Genomic DNA, 16,732 nt, shown 5'->3' with positions numbered 1-16,732 from the left:
GGAAAGAAGGGGATGCTCGAGCTTAGGACTGCCGGGGCCGGGTAGAGGTGTTAAGACATGTTAATTTTTATGAGAATCAGTTCTATTTGAAGCGCCTCCCGGAGCCGTGTCATCCTCGGGTGAAACCGCCCGGGAGTTGCATGTCCACCGAAGCCCCCACTCGCGCCCTGCCGGCTCCGCCGGCGGCCTTCCGCTGGCTGGTGCTGGTGGTGATCAGCCTGGCCATGTTCGGCAACTACTATGTCTATGACGCCATCAGCCCCCTGGCAGATGTGCTTCAGAAGCAGCTGGGCTTCACGGATGGCAACATCGGGCTGCTCCAGGGGATCTACAGCGTGCCCAACATCATCATGGTGCTGGTGGGCGGCATCCTCATCGACCGCATCGGCGTGAAGAAGGCCACCTTCCTGTTCGCCGTCCTCTGCTTCATGGGCGCCCTCCTCACGGCGCTGAGCCCCAAGCTATGGGTCATGGCCTCGGGCCGCCTGGTCTTCGGCCTGGGGGCCGAGAGCCTCATCGTGGCCGTCACGGCGGCGGTGGCCCAGTGGTTCCGCGGCAAGGAACTGAGCTTCGCCTTCGGCATCAACCTGCTCATCGCGCGGCTGGGCTCCTTCGCGGCCCTGAACAGCCCCACCTGGGCCCGCTGGGCCTTCGGCTCCTGGCGCACGCCCCTTCTTATCGCCACAGTCTTCGGTGCGGTGTGCGTCATCGCCGCGGGCGTCTACTGGCTCATGGAGAACGGCGCGGCGAAGCGCTACGCCCTGGGCGGGCAGGGTGGCACGGACAAGGTGGTCTGGGGCGACCTGCTGAAGTTCAGCCCCACCTACTGGTATGTGGTGGCCCTCTGCATCACCTTCTACAGCGGCATCTTCCCCTTCCAGACCTTTGCCGTGAAGTTCTTCCAGGATGCGCACGGGGTGACCCGCGAAACCGGCGGCTTCCTGTCCTCGATGCTCACCCTTTTCGCCATGATCGGCACGCCCCTCTTCGGGCTGATGGTGGATCGCGTGGGCAAGCGGGCCCTCTTCATGATGCTGGGCAGCCTGCTGCTGATCCCGGTCTACCTGCTCATGGCCTACACGCAGGTGAGCCTCTTCGTGCCCATGGCCATGATGGGCATCGCCTTCAGCCTGATCCCGGCGGTCATGTGGCCCTCCGTGGCCTACCTGGTGCCGGAGGAGAAGCTGGGCACAGCCTATGGGCTGATGACGCTCATCCAGAATGTGGGGTTGGCGGGCTTCAACTTCCTCATCGGCTGGGCCAACGACCATGCCGCCGCCAGCGCCGCGCATCCCGCGGGATACCGGCTGGGCATGTGGATCTTCAGCAGCCTCGGCTTCTTCGGCTTCCTCTTCGCCTACCTGCTGCGCCAGGCGGAGACGGGGCCGGATGCCCATGGGTTGGAAACCATCACCACCGCCAACCAGGCCGGGTAGCAGTACACTTGCAAACCGCAATCCTGGAGGTCGCATGACTCGCTGGCGGAGGACCCTCGCGCACCTGGCCGCCGGCCTGGTCGCCCTGGCCGCTCTGTTGCCGCTCACGGCCTGCGGACCCCAGGGCCCAGCTTCAGCCCCGTCGGCCCCGGCCGCGCAGGTCCAGGTGGCTCCAGCGGACCCCCTCCCCCCCCACGCCCGCGAGACCCTGGCCTACATCCGGCAGCACGGCTACGCCCAGCCCGGCTATGTGGGCGGCCGCATCTTCGGCAATTACGAGGGTGCACTCCCCCGTTACGACGCCCGCCGGAAGCGCATCGAGTACCGGGAGTGGGATGTGCATCCCCGGGCCGAGGGCCGCAACCGGGGCACCGAGCGCCTGGTCACGGGCAGCGACGGGCGGGTCTGGTACACGGTCGACCACTACCGCACCTTCGTCGAGGTCCGATGAGCGACTGGACCTTCCTCACCTCCGCCGAAGGGCCGCACCTCTGCGTGTGGCGCGGGGCAGCCGCCGCACTGGCGGAGGCCGTTCCGGCGGCGGAGCCCCTTCGCTGGCTGCGGGGGAGCCGCATGCGGACCCGGGCGGGGCTCTTGGACGAATGGGCGGCGGCCGCCCAGTTTCCTCCCTACTTCGGCGGCACCTGGGACAGCCTCCGAGACAGCCTGTCGGACCTGCCCGCGGGCGGGACCTTCCTGGTCTTCGACGCGGACCAGCTGCTCCAGGATGCGCCGCCTTCGGACGGCGTCACGCTGATGGCTGTGCTGGAAGCCGTGGCGGAGGACCTGGCGCCCCGGCCCTTCCACCTGGTGCTCCAGGTGGAGCCCAGCCACCACGGCGACCTGGTGGAGGGCTTGCGCCGCCTCCGGGTGCCCTTCCGCGAGGTCTAGAACTGGGCCTTGAAGGCCTCGAAAGCTTCCCGGAGTTCCATAAGCTCGTCGCGCAGGGTGGCGACTTCGCCTTCCAGCTGGTCGAGCCGACCGGAACGGGCGGGAGCGGCATCCTGGGTGGGGGCTTGGGCCGGAGCCTGGCCCTCCACCGGGCCCGAGAGCAGGTGCGCCACCCGCGCTTCGCGGGCCCCGGGCGCCCGGGGGAGTCGCTGGATGAGGGGCGGTTCGGCCTCCAGGAGCGCGCCAAGGCAGCCCTCCAGCTCCGCCAGGTCGGGGAAGGCATACATCCGCCGCGTGTTGGTGCGCAGCTCGCCGGGCGTCTGGGGCCCCCGGAGGAGCAGCTCTGCCAGCAGGGCCGCCTCCTGAACAGAGAGGTTCCAGGTGGGCTTGGCGGTGTGCGCCACCTTCAGGACCCGGCCCGGCCAGTGCTCGGCCAGCCCGCGGGCAAGGAGGGCCTCCACCGAGGCCTGGACCTCCGGTTCCGTCACCGTCAGCACTGGGGCGCGGTTGCTGGACTGGTTGCAGGCGTTGAGCAGCGCGTTCATGGACAAAGGATAGGCGTCCGGCGTGCTCAGCTGCTTCTCCAGCAGGCAGCCCAGGATGCGGCATTCCAGGAGCGGGAGGTCGAAGTCGGACATGGGCCATTATCCCCCAGGTCCATCTCCCGGAGGGCGTCCTCCCTGGGGCGGAGGTGGGGATCCAAGTCCCCGCGGGAGGAGCCAAAAGAGGCCTGAATTCTTTGGCAACAACAATTGACGACGATCACATCGTTAATAACGCCAAGCACTCATAGTGGGTCCCATCCCAACCACAACAAGAAAGGACCAAGCGTATGCAGTGGAACCAAAACTACGCCGCGCTTCAGGGGAGCCTGCTCCTCACCGCCCTGGTGGTGGCCATCCCCATCTTCTTCTTGTTCTGGGCCCTGGCCGTGAAGCGCATGAAGGGCCATGTGGCGGGGCTACTCACGCTGCTTCTCACGATCATCATCAGCGTGCTCGTCTACCGGATGCCGCTCAGCGCCGCGCTGTCGGCCTCCGCCCTGGGCATGGTGACGGGTCTCTTTCCCATCGGTTGGATCATCCTGACGGCGGTCTTCCTCTTCAACCTCACGGTGGAATCGGGACAGTTCGAGATCATCAAAGGCTCGATTTCATCCCTGTCTCCGGATCGCCGGATCCAGGCGCTGCTCATCGCCTTCTCCTTCTCCGCCTTCATGGAAGGCGTGGCCGGGCAGGGCGCTCCGGTGGCGGTGGCCGCGGCCATGCTCATCGGCTTGGGCTTTCCCCCTCTGCCAGCCGCCGTCATCTGCCTCGTGGCCAACACGCCGCCCGTGCCCTTCGGGCCCGTGGGCGTCCCGACCATGATGATGTCCACCGTGACGGGCATTCCCGCCACGACCATGGCCCGTGCCATCGGCATCGACATGGCCTTCATGGCCCTGATCATTCCCTTCTTCATGGTGGTCGTCATGGTGGGCTTCAAGCGGGCCCTGGAAGTCATTCCGGCGGCGCTGGTGGCCGGCATCAGCTACGGCGCCACCTCGTTGGTGATCTCCACCTACTTCGGGCCCGAGCTGCCCGCGATCACAGCCTCCGTGGTGTCGCTGCTCTGCCTGGTGATCTTCATCCGCTTCTGGCAGCCCAAGACCACCTGGACCTTCGAGGAGGACAAGGCCGCGAACCCGGCCACAGGCGTCCGCCACACGGCGGGCCAAATATTTAAGGCCTGGTCCCCCTTCCTCATCCTCATGATCGTCATGGGTCTCTGGGGCACGCCCTTCTTCAAGAACTACGCCGAGAAGACCCACCACTGGTTCCTGGCCGTGCCCCACTGGCCCTGGCTGGACGGCGTCGTCTTCAAGGCCGCGCCCATCGTCGCCAAGCCTGCCGTCTACGGCGCCAGCTACAAGTGGCAGTGGCTCACGGCCCCCGGCACGGCCATGTTCCTCTCGTCGCTGATCTCCATGGTCGTGCTGGGCATCAGTCCCGCCACCGGCGCCAAGGTCTTCGCGAAGACCTTCATGCAGCTCCGGTTCGCCCTCATCACGCTGGCCTCGGTGATCGGCTTGGGCTTCCTGGCCAACTACTCAGGCATGTCCTTCACCCTGGGCTTGGCCATGGCGGTTCTCACGGGCATGGCCTTCCCGATCTTCTCCCCCATCATCGGCCTGGTGGGTGTGTTCCTCACGGGCTCGGTGACCTCGTCGGCGGCCCTGTTCGGCAAGCTCCAGCAGGTCACCGCCGGGCACCTGGGCTTCAACCCCGTGCTCACCACCTCGGCCAACCTGTTCGGCGGCGTCATGGGCAAGCTGATCTCCCCCCAGTCCATTGCCGTGGCCTGCGCCGCGGTGGGGCTCGTGGGTCGGGAGACGGACATTTTCAGGAAGACCCTTAAGTATTCCCTGATCCTTCTGGGGATCGTGATCGTCGTGGTGCTCTTGCAGGCCTTCGTCATCCCCTGGATTCTGCCCACGGCTCCGGCCGTCAGCTGATGGGAAACCCGCCCTCCAACCTCACGCCATGAAGGAGACACGCCATGACGACCTGTGAACTGGAAACCCTGAAGGGCCTCATCGACTCCACCCCGGATGTGGCCGTCCTGATCAACCTGCGCGACTACTACGCCAAGCGTTCCCTGCCCGAGAAGGGCGTGGACAGCGAAGTGGTCTACGAGTGCCCGCGCACGCAGATGATGATCCGGACCGCCGTGAAGGGCACCACCATCGGCCGCCACTTCCACACGGTCTGCGACGAGTATGTGATCGTGGTCGGGGGCAAGGGCGAGATTATGGTCAACGGCGAGTGGAAACCCGTGAAGGCCGGCGATGTGCATGTCTGCCCCCGGGGCATCGTCCACGACACCCGGGCGCTGGAGGAGGATCTCCAGTACCTGTCGATCTTCACGCCGCACCTCCCTGCTGGCACGGACATCAACTGGCTTAAATAGATTCCGAGGAGGATTCGCCATGACCGCACTGCTTCCCAATGTCGACCCGGACGGACTGCTGGAATTCTCCGTGGTCTACACCGACCGCGCGCTCAACCACATGTCCAAGCGCTTCCAGCAGGTGATGCGGGAGATGAACCGCATCCTCGCGAAGGTCTACCACGCCCAGGCCGCCGTGATCGTCCCCGGCAGCGGCACCTTCGGCATGGAGGCCGTGGCCCGGCAGTTCGCCACGGGCAAGAAGGCGCTGGTGATCCGGGACGGCTTCTTCAGCTTCCGCTGGTCGCAGATCTTCGACATGGGCGGGATTCCCGCCTCGCATGTCGTGCTCAAGGCGCGGCGCACCGGCACGGATCGGCAGTCCCCCTGGGTGCCGACGCCGATCGCGGAAGTGGTGGCCGCCATCGCCGCGGAGAAGCCCGCCGTGGTGATCGCCCCGCATGTGGAGACCGCCGCCGGCATCATCCTCCCCAATGACTACCTGAAGGCTGTGGCCGAGGCGACCCACGCCGTGGGCGGGCTGTTCGTGCTGGACTGCATCGCGTCGGGCTGCATGTGGGTGGACATGGAGGCCCTCGGTGTGGATGTCCTCGTGAGCGCCCCCCAGAAGGGCTGGAGCGGCAGCCCCTGCTGCGCCATGGTCATGCTCTCCGAAAGGGCCAAGGGCGTGATGGAAGCCAGCACCAGCACCAGCTTCGCCTGCGACCTCAAGAAGTGGTCCGCGATCATGGACGCCTACCTGAAGGGCGGCCACGCCTACCACGCCACCATGCCCACGGATGCCCTGGCCAAGGTATGCGCGGTGATGCAGGAGATGGAGGCCTACGGCTTCGACAAGCTGCAGGCCGAGCAGGCGGATCTGGGCGCCAAGGCCCGCGCCCTGCTGGAGAGCTGCGGCCTGCCCAGCGTGGCGGCCGAGGGCTTCAAGGCTCCGGGCGTGGTGGTGAGCTACACCACGGACCCCGACATCCAGTCCGGGAAGAAGTTCCTGGCCGCGGGCCTGCAGGTGGCCTCCGGCGTGCCGCTGCAGTGCGACGAACCGGCGGACTTCATGACCTTCCGCATCGGCCTGTTCGGGCTGGAGAAGCTGCACAATGTGGACCGCACCGTGGCGCACCTGGCGGCGGCCCTGACGGAAGTCGGCCTTCGCGAAGCGGCTCCGGTCCGGTAAGGGAAACCCCCCAAAAGAGAAGCGCCCGGCCGTGTGCCGGGCGCTTCTCTTTTGGGATTGCTATCGCCCGATGACGCCCGCCATGGGGCTGCTGGCACTGGCATAGAGGCGCTTGGGCATGCGGCCGCTCTCGAAGGCGAGCCGTCCGGCGATCACGGCGTGATCCATGGCCTGGGCCATCTTGGTGGGCTCCCCGGCCTCGGCCACGGCGGTGTTGAGCAGCACGCCATCGGCACCCAGCTCCATGGCCAGGGCCGCATCGGAGGCCGTGCCCACGCCGGCATCTACGATCATGGGCAGCTGATAGCTCTCGACCACTTCCTTGATCAGCAGCAGCGTCATGGGGTTCTGCACGCCCAGGCCCGAGCCGATGGCGCTGCCCAGGGGCATCACGGCGGCGCAGCCCGCATCGCAGAGCTTCTTGGCGAGGATGGGATCGGCGTTCACATAGGGCAGCACCGTGAAGCCCTCCTTCACGAGGATCCTGGCGGCTTCCAGGGTTTCCTCGTTGTCGGGGTAGAGGCTCTTTGGATCACCGATGACTTCGAGCTTCACCCAGTTCGTGTCGAGCGCTTCGCGTGCCAGGCGCGCCACGCGCAGGGCGTCCTCGCGGGTGTAGCAGCCGGCGGTGTTGGGCAGCAGGGCGATGTCCTTGGGAATCCAGTTGAGGATGTTGTCCTCGCCCTTGGCGCTGAGGTCGAAGCGGCGCACGGCCAGGGTGACCATTTCCACCCGCGCGGCCCGGTAGCAGGCCTGCATGGTGGCGAAATCCTTGTACTTGCCCGTACCGAGGACGAGGCGGTTGTTGAAGGTCTTGCCGGCGATGACCAGGGACATGGGGCGCTCCGAACCTTCAGTCTAGCTCCGGCGGACCCCCCTCGTTCAGCGGGGCGGAATTCCCGGGCAGGTGAGGTCCAGCCTGCGATCGCCGGCGGGACCCCGGTAGAGGACCCGGACCTGCAGCGGGGCCTGGGGATCGCGGCTCCGGATGAACACCAGGCCACGGCGGCTCCGGCCCGGTGGCAGGGATCCGGGCACCCAGGCCTCATCCCGGAAGAAGTCGCCCAGGCGGCGGTTGCTCCGAGAGGCCACGACCGCATTCGGGATGCCGGTTCCCAGGCCCACGACCCCCAGAGCACCGAAGATAGCCTGGCCGATGCGGTCGCCGCCGCTGGCAATGGCCAGGATTCCCGGAAGGATCGGGTAGAGGAGGTAGGCGGCGCTCCGCTGTCGCACCAGGAGCAGGGCGGCTTCGGGAGTCAGAGTGCCAGCCTCGTCCGGCAGCTGCAGGCCCAGGACCTCTACGCCCTGGTCGGAGGCATTCTCAAGGCTCAGGACCGCCACGCGCAGGTGGGCGTCGAGGGCCTTTCGGGCATAGCCGGAGTTGTCCCCCCAGGGCAGGAGGGCGAGGCGTCCCGACAACTCTCCGCGCTGGACCTCCACTGGCGGCGCCAGCAGGGCCACGGGCCGATAGATCCGGGCGCAGTCCAGGCTTCCAAGCAGGAGCAGCAGGGTGCAGAGGAGCGATCGCATGGGACCTCCCCCGGAGATGTCGCCCCAGTTTCCGTGCACGGTCCCCCAGCCTCAACCGACCGGCGGGTGGAGAGGTCATGGCCTGAGGTGGATGGGCCATACGGATGGGTATGGTAGCCTGCGGGTCCCGGCCCAGGTCTGCATGCCCGTCTCCCGCAAAAAGCCCCCCCGCCCCGCGACGCCCCTCTCGCCCGAGGCCTGGGTCCAGGCGGCGCAGGCCCTGATCATCCGGGAGGGCGTCTCGGCGGTGGCCGTGGAGCCGCTGGCGCAGGCGCTGGGCGTCACGAAGGGGAGCTTCTACTGGCACTTCGAGAATCGGGATGCCCTCATCCGCGCGGCCCTGGAGGCGTGGGAGCAGGATCAGAGCACCGATGTGGTCGCCCGCTACGGGGGCATCGCAGATCCCCGGCGCCGCCTGCGGGTGCTGCTCTTCGCCGCCTTTGAAGATCTGGAGAACGGGCTGTTCTTCGCGGCGCTGGCGGTCTCGAGCGGAGATGCTCGGGTGGCCCCCTTCCTTCGCCGCGCCACGGAGCGCCGCCTGGCTTTCGGCGTGGAGGCCTTCCGGGCCCTGGGGCTCTCCGAGGCTGAGGCGCGCGAGCGGGCGCTGCTGGCCTACGCCGCCTACGCCGGCTACTTCCAGCTGCTGCGCACCACCCCGGAAGCGGTGGCGGCGGTGACAGACCTCAGCGGCTATGTGCGGCGCCTGGCCGACGCCCTGGTGCCCGGCCCCAAGGTCTGAGCTTCCGCGCTTGATCTTCAGGATCCAAGGGCGTTCCATGGAGCCATCTTCGGGGGGACCATGCCCACGATCCTGACCGTCCCTGGCTATCAGAGTTCCGGCCCTGGCCACTGGCAGAGCCTGTGGGAGGGCAGCCTGGGCGGCATGAAACGGGTGGAGATGCCCAGCTGGGAACACCCGATCAAGGCGGCGTGGGTGGAGGCCCTGGACGAGGCCATCGCCGACTGCCAGGAACCGCCGATCCTGGTGGGGCATTCGCTGGGCTGCCTGGCCATCGTCCACTGGGCGGAGGGCCATGACCGGGAAATCCGGGGCGCGCTGCTGGCGGCCCCCGCAGATGTGGAGCGAGCCGATGCCTTGGCGGTGCTGAGGGCCTTCGGACCCATCCCCCGGCTGCGGCTGGCTTTTCCCGCCATCCTGGCCGCCTCCTCGGACGACCCCTTTCTGGCGCCGGCCCGGGCCCGCGCCTTGGCGGCGGACTGGGGAGCGCGCTTCGTGGACCTGGGGCCCTGCGGCCACCTGAACCAGGCTTCGGGCCACGGCCCCTGGCCCCGCGGCGAGGCCTTGCTGAGCGACCTCCGGTAGCGGCTTGCAAAAGGGGGCTTGGCCGTGGGAAGGTGGACCTTCCGATGGAGGAGCGGTCCCCATCAGTACCGACGGCGAGGGGGATGACCCCGATGACCTGCCGGGAAAGGGGAGGATCGCCGAAGGGATCGCGAGTCATCGGCGCGGCCCCTGGACGCTGAGGCGAAAGCCCGGCGGCTGTCGTGCCGGTCACCCGGCGCGGAGGGCCTGAGGAGCGGCGGCGGGAGTCCCTCCCACCGCGTTCCAGATGGCACCGTCGGCCCGCCGAGGTTTCCATGAACGCCACCACCGCCGATCTCCGAAGCTGGCTCACAGGCAGCCTGCGACAGCTTTGCGCCCAGGAGACCACTTCGGGCCGGGAGGATGCGGGCCTGCCGGCCCTGCGGGCCCTGCTGCAGGGACTCGGCGCGACGATCCACGAGCAGCCCGTGGCCGAGGGTCGAACCAATGTGCTGGCGGTCTGGGGGCGACCGGCGGTGCTCTTCTCCACCCATCTGGATACGGTGCCGCCCTTCCTGCCGCCGAGGCTGGAGGGAGAGGTGCTGCATGGCCGCGGGACCTGCGACGCCAAGGGCCAGATTGTGGCCCAGCTCGGCGCCGTACGGAGGTTGCTGGCCGAAGGCCGCGAAGGCCTCGCCTGGCTGGGCGTGGTGGGCGAGGAGACCGACAGCGCGGGAGCCACCGCGGCCCTGGGCTTGGCGGACCGCCTGCGGGACCTGAGGGCGCTCATCAACGGCGAGCCCACGGAGCTGAAGCTGGCCTCGGGTCAGCGCGGGGCCCAGCACCTCTGCCTCCACTGCGCAGGTCGGGCCGCCCACAGCGGCAGCCCGGAGCTGGGCCACGACGCCACCTGGCCCCTGCTGGACTGGCTCCAGCGGCTGCGCGAGCAGCCCCGGCCCGCGGATCCCCGGTTGGGTCCCGAGGTGTGGAACCTCGGGCTGCTGCGCGGGGGCGAGGCCCTCAACTCCGTGCCAGCCTCGGCGGTGGCCGACCTGCTGGTGCGCACGCTGCCCGGCAGCACCTTTGCCGAGGAGGTCCGCCGCCTGGCGCCGCCCGAAGGTTCGGTGGACCTGCGCCTGGACGAACCCCCGGATCGCTATCCGGAGATTCCTGGCTTCGAGCAGGCGGCCATGCCCTTCGGATCCGATGCGCCCACCCTGCGGGCGCTGGTGCCGGATCGCACCGTGGTGTTGGCGGGGCCCGGCAGCATCCGCGTGGCGCACACGCTGGAGGAGTGCCTCGCCCTCGCCGATCTGGAAGCCGGCGTGGATCTGAATCACCGGCTGGCCCTGCATTTCCTGGGAGACTGAACCATGTCCTCGAAAATCCCCGTGACCGTGTTGGGCGCCACTGGCGTCGTGGGCCAGCGCTTTGTGCGGCGCCTGGCGAACCACCCCCTCTTCCGCGTGGAACACCTCGCGGCCAGCGAACGCAGCGCCGGCAAGCGCTACCGCGACGCCTGCGCCTGGCGCCTGGACGGCGAGCCCTATGGCGGTTTGGGCGACCAGGTGATGGCCGAGGGCACCCCGGAATTCGCCCTGTCGCCGGTGATCTTCAGCGCCCTCGACACGGCGCCGGCCACGGAGCTGGAGCCGGCCTTCGCCCGGGCCGGGGCCATGGTGTTCTCCAACGCGGCGGCCTTCCGCATGTCGCCGGAAGTGCCCCTGCTGGTGCCCGAGGTGAACGCCGATCATCTGGGCCTGCTCGAGGTGCAGCGCCATCACCACGGCTGGAGCGGCGGCATCGTCACCAACGCCAACTGCACGGCCACGGTGCTGGTCATGGCCCTGGCCCCGCTCCAGGAGGCCTTCGGTGTGGAGGCCGTGCTGATGACCTCCATGCAGGCCATCAGCGGCGCCGGCTACCCCGGCGTGGCCAGCCTGGACATCCTGGGCAATGTGATCCCCTTCATCCGCAACGAGGAGCCGAAGGTGGAGGAGGAGACGCCCAAGATGCTGGGTCGCTTCACCGGCCGCGAAGTGGAGCTGGCGCCCATGCGGGTGAGCGCCCTCTGCCATCGGGTACCCGTCATCGAGGGCCACACGGAGGCCGTCAGCGTGAAGCTGAAAGGCAACCCATCCCTGGAGGCGGTGCGCGAGGCCTGGCTGAGCTGGAAACCTGAACCCCAGCGACTGAAGCTCTTTTCGGCACCCGCCGTGCCCGTGCATGTCCACACCCTGGAGGACCGCCCCCAGGTACGCCGCGATGTGGAGACGGATGGCGGCATGAGCGTGCATGTGGGCCGCCTGAGGGCTTGCCCCATCCTCGGTGTGAAGTTCGCGCTCCTCGGCCACAACACGGAGCGCGGGGCGGCCGGAGGCAGCATCCTGAACGCCGAGCTGGCCCATGCGAAGGGGTACCTCCGATGATCGTCCTCAAGTTCGGCGGCAGCAGTGTGGCCGATGCGGCCTGCATGCGCCAGGTGGCGAGCCTGGTGCGGTCGGCCCTGCCCCAGTCGCCCCTGGTGGTGCTGTCCGCCATGGGCAAGACCACCAACGGCCTCTTCGGGGCGGCGAGGGCCGCGGAAGCGGGCGACCTGGCCGGCGCCATGGAGCAGCAGCGGGGCCTCATGGCCTCCCACCGGAAGGCCGCCGCGGAGCTGTTCGACGGCGCCGTGCCCGAAAGCCTGGATGTGGCCCTGACGGACCTCTTCGGGGAGCTCGAGCTGCTGCTTCGGGGCGTGGCCCTGCTCCGCGAGCTGAGCCCCCGGAGCATGGATGCCATCGCCTCGCTGGGCGAGCGGCTGTCCACGCGCATCTTCGCGGCCTTCGTGGGGGGTGCCTGGGTGGATGCCCGCACGGTTCTCCGTACGGACGGCGTGTTCGGGGAGGCCGTGCCCCAGCAGGAGGCGATCCGGCCCCTGGCTGCCGACCACCTGAAGCCCCTCCTGGGCCCGGGCCGGGCCGTGGTGACCCAGGGCTACATCGGCGCCACGGAGGATGGGCTCACCACCACGCTGGGCCGGGGTGGCAGCGATTATTCCGCCGCCCTCTTCGGGGCGGCCTTGGGCGCGGCGGAGGTGCAGATCTGGACGGATGTGGAGGGCGTGCTCACCTGCGATCCGCGCATCGTGCCCGAGGCCCTGCCCATTCCCGAGCTGAGCTTCGCCGAGGCCGCCGAGCTGGCCGCTTTCGGCGCCAAGGTGCTCCACCCGGCCACCATCCAGCCCGCGGTGGAAGCGCGCATCCCTGTCACCGTGCGCCACACGCAGAAACCCGAAGGCCGCTTCACCACGATCTCGGCCGAGGTCCGCACGGGCCGTCCCATCACGGCCCTGGCCAGCCGGGGCCCGGTGACCGTGCTTACGGTGAGCAGCTCCCGGATGCTGGCCCAGAGCGGGTTCCTGGCGCGGCTGTTCGAAGTGTTCGGCCGCCGCGGCGTGAGCGTCGACCTCGTGGCCACGGCCGAGGTGAGCGTCTCCCTCACGGTGGAGGCGGATGTGCCGCTGAAGCCCCTGATCCAGGACCTGTCGGCCTTCGCCACGGTGGAGATCCACGAGGGCCGGGCCATCATCGCCGCCGTGGGCGAGCGGCTGAAGTCCACGCCGGGCCTGGGCGCGCAGCTGCTGTCCTCGCTGGGCGACATCAATGTGGAGATGATCAGCATGGGCGCCAACGAGATCAACCTGAGCCTGGTGGTCCGCCAGGACCAGAGTTCCGAGGCCCTGCGGCGCCTGCATCGCGTGCTGGTGGGGGGTGCGGCGTGACGGCACCCCGCCTTGGCCTCTTCGGGAAGGGCCGTCTGGGTTCAGCCATCGCCGCGGAGGCCGGGGAGGCCCTGGCCTGGCAGGTGGACCGCGAAGGGCGCCCGACCGGCCCCGTGGCCGTGGCCATCGATGCCAGCGTGGCGGAGGCCGTCGAGGCCCATCTCGCCTGGGCCCTGGAGACGGGAACCGACCTCGTGATCGGCACCACGGGCTGGTCGGTGCCCGACCTGGAGGATCGTGTGGCGGGGCGCATCGGCGTGTTGGCGGCCTCCAACTTCTCGCTCTCGGTGGCCCTCATGGCCCGCTTCGCCACGGTGCTGGGGCGCTTCGCGGCCCTCGATCCCGCGCGGGATCCCTTCCTGATGGAGCGCCACCACCGCCTCAAGGCCGACGCACCTTCCGGCACGGCCAAGACGCTGGCCGCGGCCCTCCTGCGGGGCTGTCCCCGCAAAACCGAATGGACTTTGGGCACGCCAGCGCCGCATCAGCTGAGCATCGGCGTCGTGAGGGCCGGGGCGGAATTCGGCACCCACACGGTGGGGCTGGATGCCCCCGCCGAGCTGCTGGAGCTGACGCACATCGCCCGGTCCCGGGCGCCCTTCGCCCAAGGCGCTCTGGCGGCGGCCCACTGGCTTCAGGGCCGCAAGGGCGTCTTCACCATGGAAGACCTGGCCGCCGACCTGCTCGATCCCCTCTTCGCCTTCGGAGGCAAACCATGACCCTCGATTTCTCCGGACTCGCCGTCGCCCTGGCGACGCCCTTTACCGCCTCGGGCGAGGTGGACCTGCCCGCCTTCCGCAAGCTGGTGCGGCATGTGGTGGCAGGCGGAGTGGACTTCCTGGTACCCCTGGGCTCCACGGGGGAAGCCGCCACGATCCTGGATGCGGAGCGCGACGCCATCATCACGGCTTGTCTCGAGGAGAGCAGCGGCCGCCCCGTGGTCGTGGGCACGGGACACAACGCCACGCGCCAGGCAGCGGCCATGACCCAGCGCGCCCAGGCCCTGGGAGCCCAGGGCGCCCTGGTGGTGACGCCCTACTACAACAAGCCCACGCCCGCTGGCCTGGTGGCGCACTTCGCCGCGGTGGCCGACGCGGCACCGGGGTTGCCGATCATTGCCTACAATGTGCCGGGCCGCACGGGGCTGAATGTGACCCCGGCCGTGCTGGCCCGCCTCTGGGAGAATCCCCAGGTGGTGGCCGTGAAGGAGAGCAGCGGCAACCTGGCCCAGATCGGGGAGATCGCGCGACAGCTGCCCAAGGGCAAGCTGCTGTTGTCCGGCGACGACAACCTGGCCGTGGCCTCCCTGGCCGTGGGGGCTTCTGGTCTCATCTCGGTGCTGGGCAATGTGCTGCCTCGCGAGACTGCGGCCATGATCGCCGCCGCCCGGCAGGGGAACGGGGTCGAGGCCCTGCGCCTGCACCAGCAGCTGCTGCCCCTGATGGACGCCCTCTTCGTGGAGAGCAATCCCATCCCCCTGAAGGCAGTGCTGAAGCTCCTGGGCCTCTGCGAAGACGGCCTGCGCCTGCCCCTGGTTCCTGCCGAACCCGCCACGCGCACACGCCTGGCCGAAGCCCTCTGCCTCTCGACCGAGGGCACCTTCCCTGGAGTGGTGTGATGGTTGTCGATCTGGATTCCATCCACAGCTTCTTCAACCGTCCGGCGGAGGTCCTGGCGGCGGATCCCGAAGCCCCCGCCATGCACCAAGTACTCCTGGTGGGCTTGGAGACGGGCACCATCCGGGCCGCCGAGCGCCAGGATGACGGCACCTGGGTGGCCAACACCTGGGTGAAGCAGGCGATCCTCTGCGGTTTCCGCCGGACGAACCTGGTGGAGATGCCGGGTCCCGGCTTTCCCATGTTCGACAAGACCGCCTATCCGGTCCGCCACTTCGGACTGGAGGATGGCGTGCGCCTCGTGCCGGGCGGATCATCGGTGCGGCGCGGCGCCCACATTGCCCGCAGCGTGGTGCTCATGCCGCCCGCGTATGTGAATGTGGGGGCTTTCGTGGATGAGGGCACCATGGTGGACAGCCACGCCCTGGTGGGCAGCTGCGCCCAGATCGGCAAGCGCGTGCACCTGTCGGCCGCCGCCCAGATCGGCGGCGTGCTGGAGCCCGCCGGCGCCCGGCCGGTGATCGTGGAGGATGACGCCTTCGTGGGCGGACTGGTGGGGCTCTTCGAGGGCATCGTGGTGCGCCGACGCGCGGTGCTGGCCTCGGGTGTGGTCATCACGGGCAGCACCGTGATCTACGACCTGGTGAATGGCCGCGAGCTGCGCCAGGAGGTGCCCGAAGGCGCCGTGGTGGTGCCGGGCTCCCGGCCCGCCTCCGGCGACTATGCCAAGGCCCGCGGGCTCCAGGTATCGGCCCCCTGCATCGTGAAGTACCGCGACGACAGGACCGACGCGGCCACGGCCCTGGAACAGGCGCTGCGGTAGGGCGGTGGTGACGAAATGAAAACCACCAGGCCGCGAAGGCACCAAGAACGGCAAAAACCCTTTGTCTTTACTTGGTGCCCTGGTGTCTTGGTGGTGATCTGTTGCTTTTGAGGTCCCGATGAATCCCGCCACCCGCCTGTCCCTGCTGAAGCCCTCGCCCATCCGAGCCATCACGGACGGCACGCCGCCCGGGGCCATCCCCCTGGGCCTGGGCGAACCCACCTGGAACCTGCCGGAGGTGGCCCGGCGGGCGCTGCTGCGCGATCCCGGCCCCTGCGCCTATGTGCCCCATGTGGGCCTGCTGGAGCTGAGAAAGGCCGTGGCCGCCTTCCACGGCGCCCAGGTGGAGGAGGTGCTCATCACCACCGGTTCCCAGGGGGCGCTCTTCTCGCTGTTCCAGGCCTGGGTGGAGCCCGGCACGAAGGTCCTCATGCCCGACCCCGGCTTCGTGGCCTATCCGGCCCTGGCCCGCATCGCGGGTGCCGAGCCCGTGACCTATCCGCTGTCCAAGGACCGGTTCCGGCTCGATGCCGAGGCCCTCATCCGGGTGCTGGACGCCACGCCAGAGGCCTCCGCCGTGATCCTCAACCTGCCTTCCAACCCCACGGGCGGCGGGGGCGATCTCGCGGCCCTCAAGCGCGTGGCCGAGGCCTGCGTGGCCCGGGGCATTCTGCTCATTTCGGATGAGGTCTACCGCGACCTCCACTTCGGCGTGCGGGCGCCCAGCCTGCGCGATGTCACCGATCGCGGCGTGGTGACCAGCTCGGTGAGCAAGGGCTGGGGCGCGCCGGGCCTGCGTGTGGGCTGGGCCGTGGGCGATCCCGCCTGGCTCACCCCTGCCCGCGTGGTCCATGGCTACGCGGTGACGGGCACGGCCACACCGGCCCAGTGGGCGGCCCTGGCGCTCCTCGAACACTCGGACGCCATCCTGGCCGAGGCCCGCGCCGCCGTGCAGCTGCGCTGGGAAGCCCTGGCCTCGGCCCTGCGTGAAGAGCTGGGCCACACCGTGACGCCCCCCGACGGCACCTTCTACCACTTCATGGCTCTGCCGGAGTCCGCGCACGCCGATCCCCTGGCTTTCTGCCTGAAGCTGCGGGATGAGGCCAAGGTCGTGCTCATCCCCGGCCTCGCCTTCGGCGAAGGCGGCCGCGGTCACGCCCGTCTCAGCTTCGCCGCTACGCCCGAGCAGCTGAGGGAGGGCGTGCGGCGGCTGGCCCCCTACTGGAAGCACTGAAACGAGGTTTAGCCGCAGAGATCGCAGAGGAATGCCGGATGAAACAGGG

Annotated in this window: 18 protein-coding genes and 1 riboswitch; of the genes, 15 read left to right on the top strand and 3 right to left on the bottom strand. The window is 69.1% G+C overall.

Features of this window, described 5'->3' with window-relative positions:
- The first annotated feature begins 140 nt into the window (after positions 1-140).
- The 3 genes from QZ647_RS14720 to QZ647_RS14710 are packed head-to-tail and all read left to right on the top strand — an operon-like array spanning position 141 to position 2,327.
- On the top strand, positions 141-1,436 hold the full coding sequence (locus QZ647_RS14720) for an MFS transporter (RefSeq protein ID WP_291272884.1): 1,296 nt from the start codon (positions 141-143) through the stop codon (positions 1,434-1,436).
- A gap of 34 nt (positions 1,437-1,470) precedes the next feature.
- A complete protein-coding gene (locus QZ647_RS14715; protein WP_291272883.1) occupies positions 1,471-1,887 on the top strand; it encodes a ribonuclease domain-containing protein in 417 nt (138 codons plus the stop codon).
- A complete protein-coding gene (locus tag QZ647_RS14710; RefSeq protein ID WP_291272882.1) occupies positions 1,884-2,327 on the top strand; it encodes a barstar family protein in 444 nt (147 codons plus the stop codon). The genes QZ647_RS14715 and QZ647_RS14710 overlap by 4 nt, the downstream gene beginning before the upstream one ends.
- Here the strand turns inward: QZ647_RS14710 and QZ647_RS14705 are convergent.
- Positions 2,324-2,965, bottom strand: a complete 642-nt coding sequence (locus tag QZ647_RS14705) for a DUF480 domain-containing protein (protein WP_291272881.1) — start codon at positions 2,963-2,965, stop codon at positions 2,324-2,326. The genes QZ647_RS14710 and QZ647_RS14705 overlap by 4 nt on opposite strands.
- Before the next feature lie 194 nt (positions 2,966-3,159).
- Between QZ647_RS14705 and QZ647_RS14700 the strand changes: the two genes are divergently transcribed.
- The 3 genes from QZ647_RS14700 to QZ647_RS14690 are packed head-to-tail and all read left to right on the top strand — an operon-like array spanning position 3,160 to position 6,447.
- Complete coding sequence (locus QZ647_RS14700; RefSeq protein ID WP_291272880.1) at positions 3,160-4,821, top strand: L-lactate permease; 1,662 nt, start codon at positions 3,160-3,162, stop codon at positions 4,819-4,821.
- A gap of 44 nt (positions 4,822-4,865) precedes the next feature.
- Positions 4,866-5,276, top strand: a complete 411-nt coding sequence (locus tag QZ647_RS14695; protein WP_291272879.1) for a cupin domain-containing protein — start codon at positions 4,866-4,868, stop codon at positions 5,274-5,276.
- Positions 5,277-5,295: 19 nt separating this feature from the next.
- Positions 5,296-6,447 (top strand): aminotransferase class V-fold PLP-dependent enzyme, encoded by a 1,152-nt coding sequence (locus QZ647_RS14690; RefSeq protein WP_291272878.1) that lies wholly within the window; start codon positions 5,296-5,298, stop codon positions 6,445-6,447.
- A gap of 60 nt (positions 6,448-6,507) precedes the next feature.
- Here the strand turns inward: QZ647_RS14690 and QZ647_RS14685 are convergent, their stop codons facing one another.
- A complete protein-coding gene (locus QZ647_RS14685; RefSeq protein ID WP_291272877.1) occupies positions 6,508-7,284 on the bottom strand; it encodes a thiazole synthase in 777 nt (258 codons plus the stop codon).
- A gap of 45 nt (positions 7,285-7,329) precedes the next feature.
- Positions 7,330-7,980 carry a hypothetical protein gene (locus QZ647_RS14680; protein ID WP_291272876.1) on the bottom strand — a complete coding sequence of 217 codons (651 nt, stop codon included), beginning with the start codon at positions 7,978-7,980 and terminating at the stop codon, positions 7,330-7,332.
- A 142-nt stretch (positions 7,981-8,122) separates the two neighbouring features.
- Between QZ647_RS14680 and QZ647_RS14675 the strand changes: the two genes are divergently transcribed.
- The 9 genes from QZ647_RS14675 to QZ647_RS14635 all read left to right on the top strand — a co-directional run bounded on the left by QZ647_RS14675 (position 8,123) and on the right by QZ647_RS14635 (position 16,683).
- Positions 8,123-8,719, top strand: coding sequence for a TetR/AcrR family transcriptional regulator (locus QZ647_RS14675; RefSeq protein WP_291272875.1), 597 nt, complete (start codon positions 8,123-8,125; stop codon positions 8,717-8,719).
- Between the two features lie 60 nt (positions 8,720-8,779).
- On the top strand, positions 8,780-9,304 hold the full coding sequence (locus QZ647_RS14670; RefSeq protein ID WP_291272874.1) for an alpha/beta fold hydrolase: 525 nt from the start codon (positions 8,780-8,782) through the stop codon (positions 9,302-9,304).
- Between the two features lie 37 nt (positions 9,305-9,341).
- Positions 9,342-9,518, top strand: a riboswitch (Lysine riboswitch).
- Positions 9,519-9,579: 61 nt separating this feature from the next.
- Entirely contained in the window at positions 9,580-10,614 is a 1,035-nt protein-coding gene (locus tag QZ647_RS14665) for a M20/M25/M40 family metallo-hydrolase (RefSeq protein WP_291272873.1), read from the top strand.
- A 3-nt stretch (positions 10,615-10,617) separates the two neighbouring features.
- Positions 10,618-11,673 carry an aspartate-semialdehyde dehydrogenase gene (gene asd, locus QZ647_RS14660; RefSeq protein ID WP_291272872.1) on the top strand — a complete coding sequence of 352 codons (1,056 nt, stop codon included), beginning with the start codon at positions 10,618-10,620 and terminating at the stop codon, positions 11,671-11,673.
- The gene (gene lysC / locus QZ647_RS14655) at positions 11,670-13,010 is read left to right on the top strand and encodes a lysine-sensitive aspartokinase 3 (RefSeq protein WP_291272871.1); all 1,341 of its coding nucleotides are present in this window, start codon (positions 11,670-11,672) and stop codon (positions 13,008-13,010) included. Before asd ends, lysC begins: the two co-directional genes overlap by 4 nt.
- Entirely contained in the window at positions 13,007-13,729 is a 723-nt protein-coding gene (locus tag QZ647_RS14650) for a dihydrodipicolinate reductase C-terminal domain-containing protein (RefSeq protein ID WP_291272870.1), read from the top strand. Before lysC ends, QZ647_RS14650 begins: the two co-directional genes overlap by 4 nt.
- Positions 13,726-14,628 (top strand): 4-hydroxy-tetrahydrodipicolinate synthase, encoded by a 903-nt coding sequence (dapA, locus tag QZ647_RS14645; protein WP_291272869.1) that lies wholly within the window; start codon positions 13,726-13,728, stop codon positions 14,626-14,628. Before QZ647_RS14650 ends, dapA begins: the two co-directional genes overlap by 4 nt.
- Positions 14,628-15,449, top strand: a complete 822-nt coding sequence (locus QZ647_RS14640) for a 2,3,4,5-tetrahydropyridine-2,6-dicarboxylate N-succinyltransferase (protein ID WP_291272868.1) — start codon at positions 14,628-14,630, stop codon at positions 15,447-15,449. Before dapA ends, QZ647_RS14640 begins: the two co-directional genes overlap by 1 nt.
- Before the next feature lie 118 nt (positions 15,450-15,567).
- Entirely contained in the window at positions 15,568-16,683 is a 1,116-nt protein-coding gene (locus QZ647_RS14635; protein WP_291272867.1) for a pyridoxal phosphate-dependent aminotransferase, read from the top strand.
- The last annotated feature ends 49 nt before the right edge of the window (positions 16,684-16,732 follow it).

The organism is Geothrix sp. (assembly GCF_020622065.1).
Lineage (GTDB): Bacteria > Acidobacteriota > Holophagae > Holophagales > Holophagaceae > Geothrix.
This window is presented reverse-complemented; position numbering and strand designations above follow the sequence as displayed.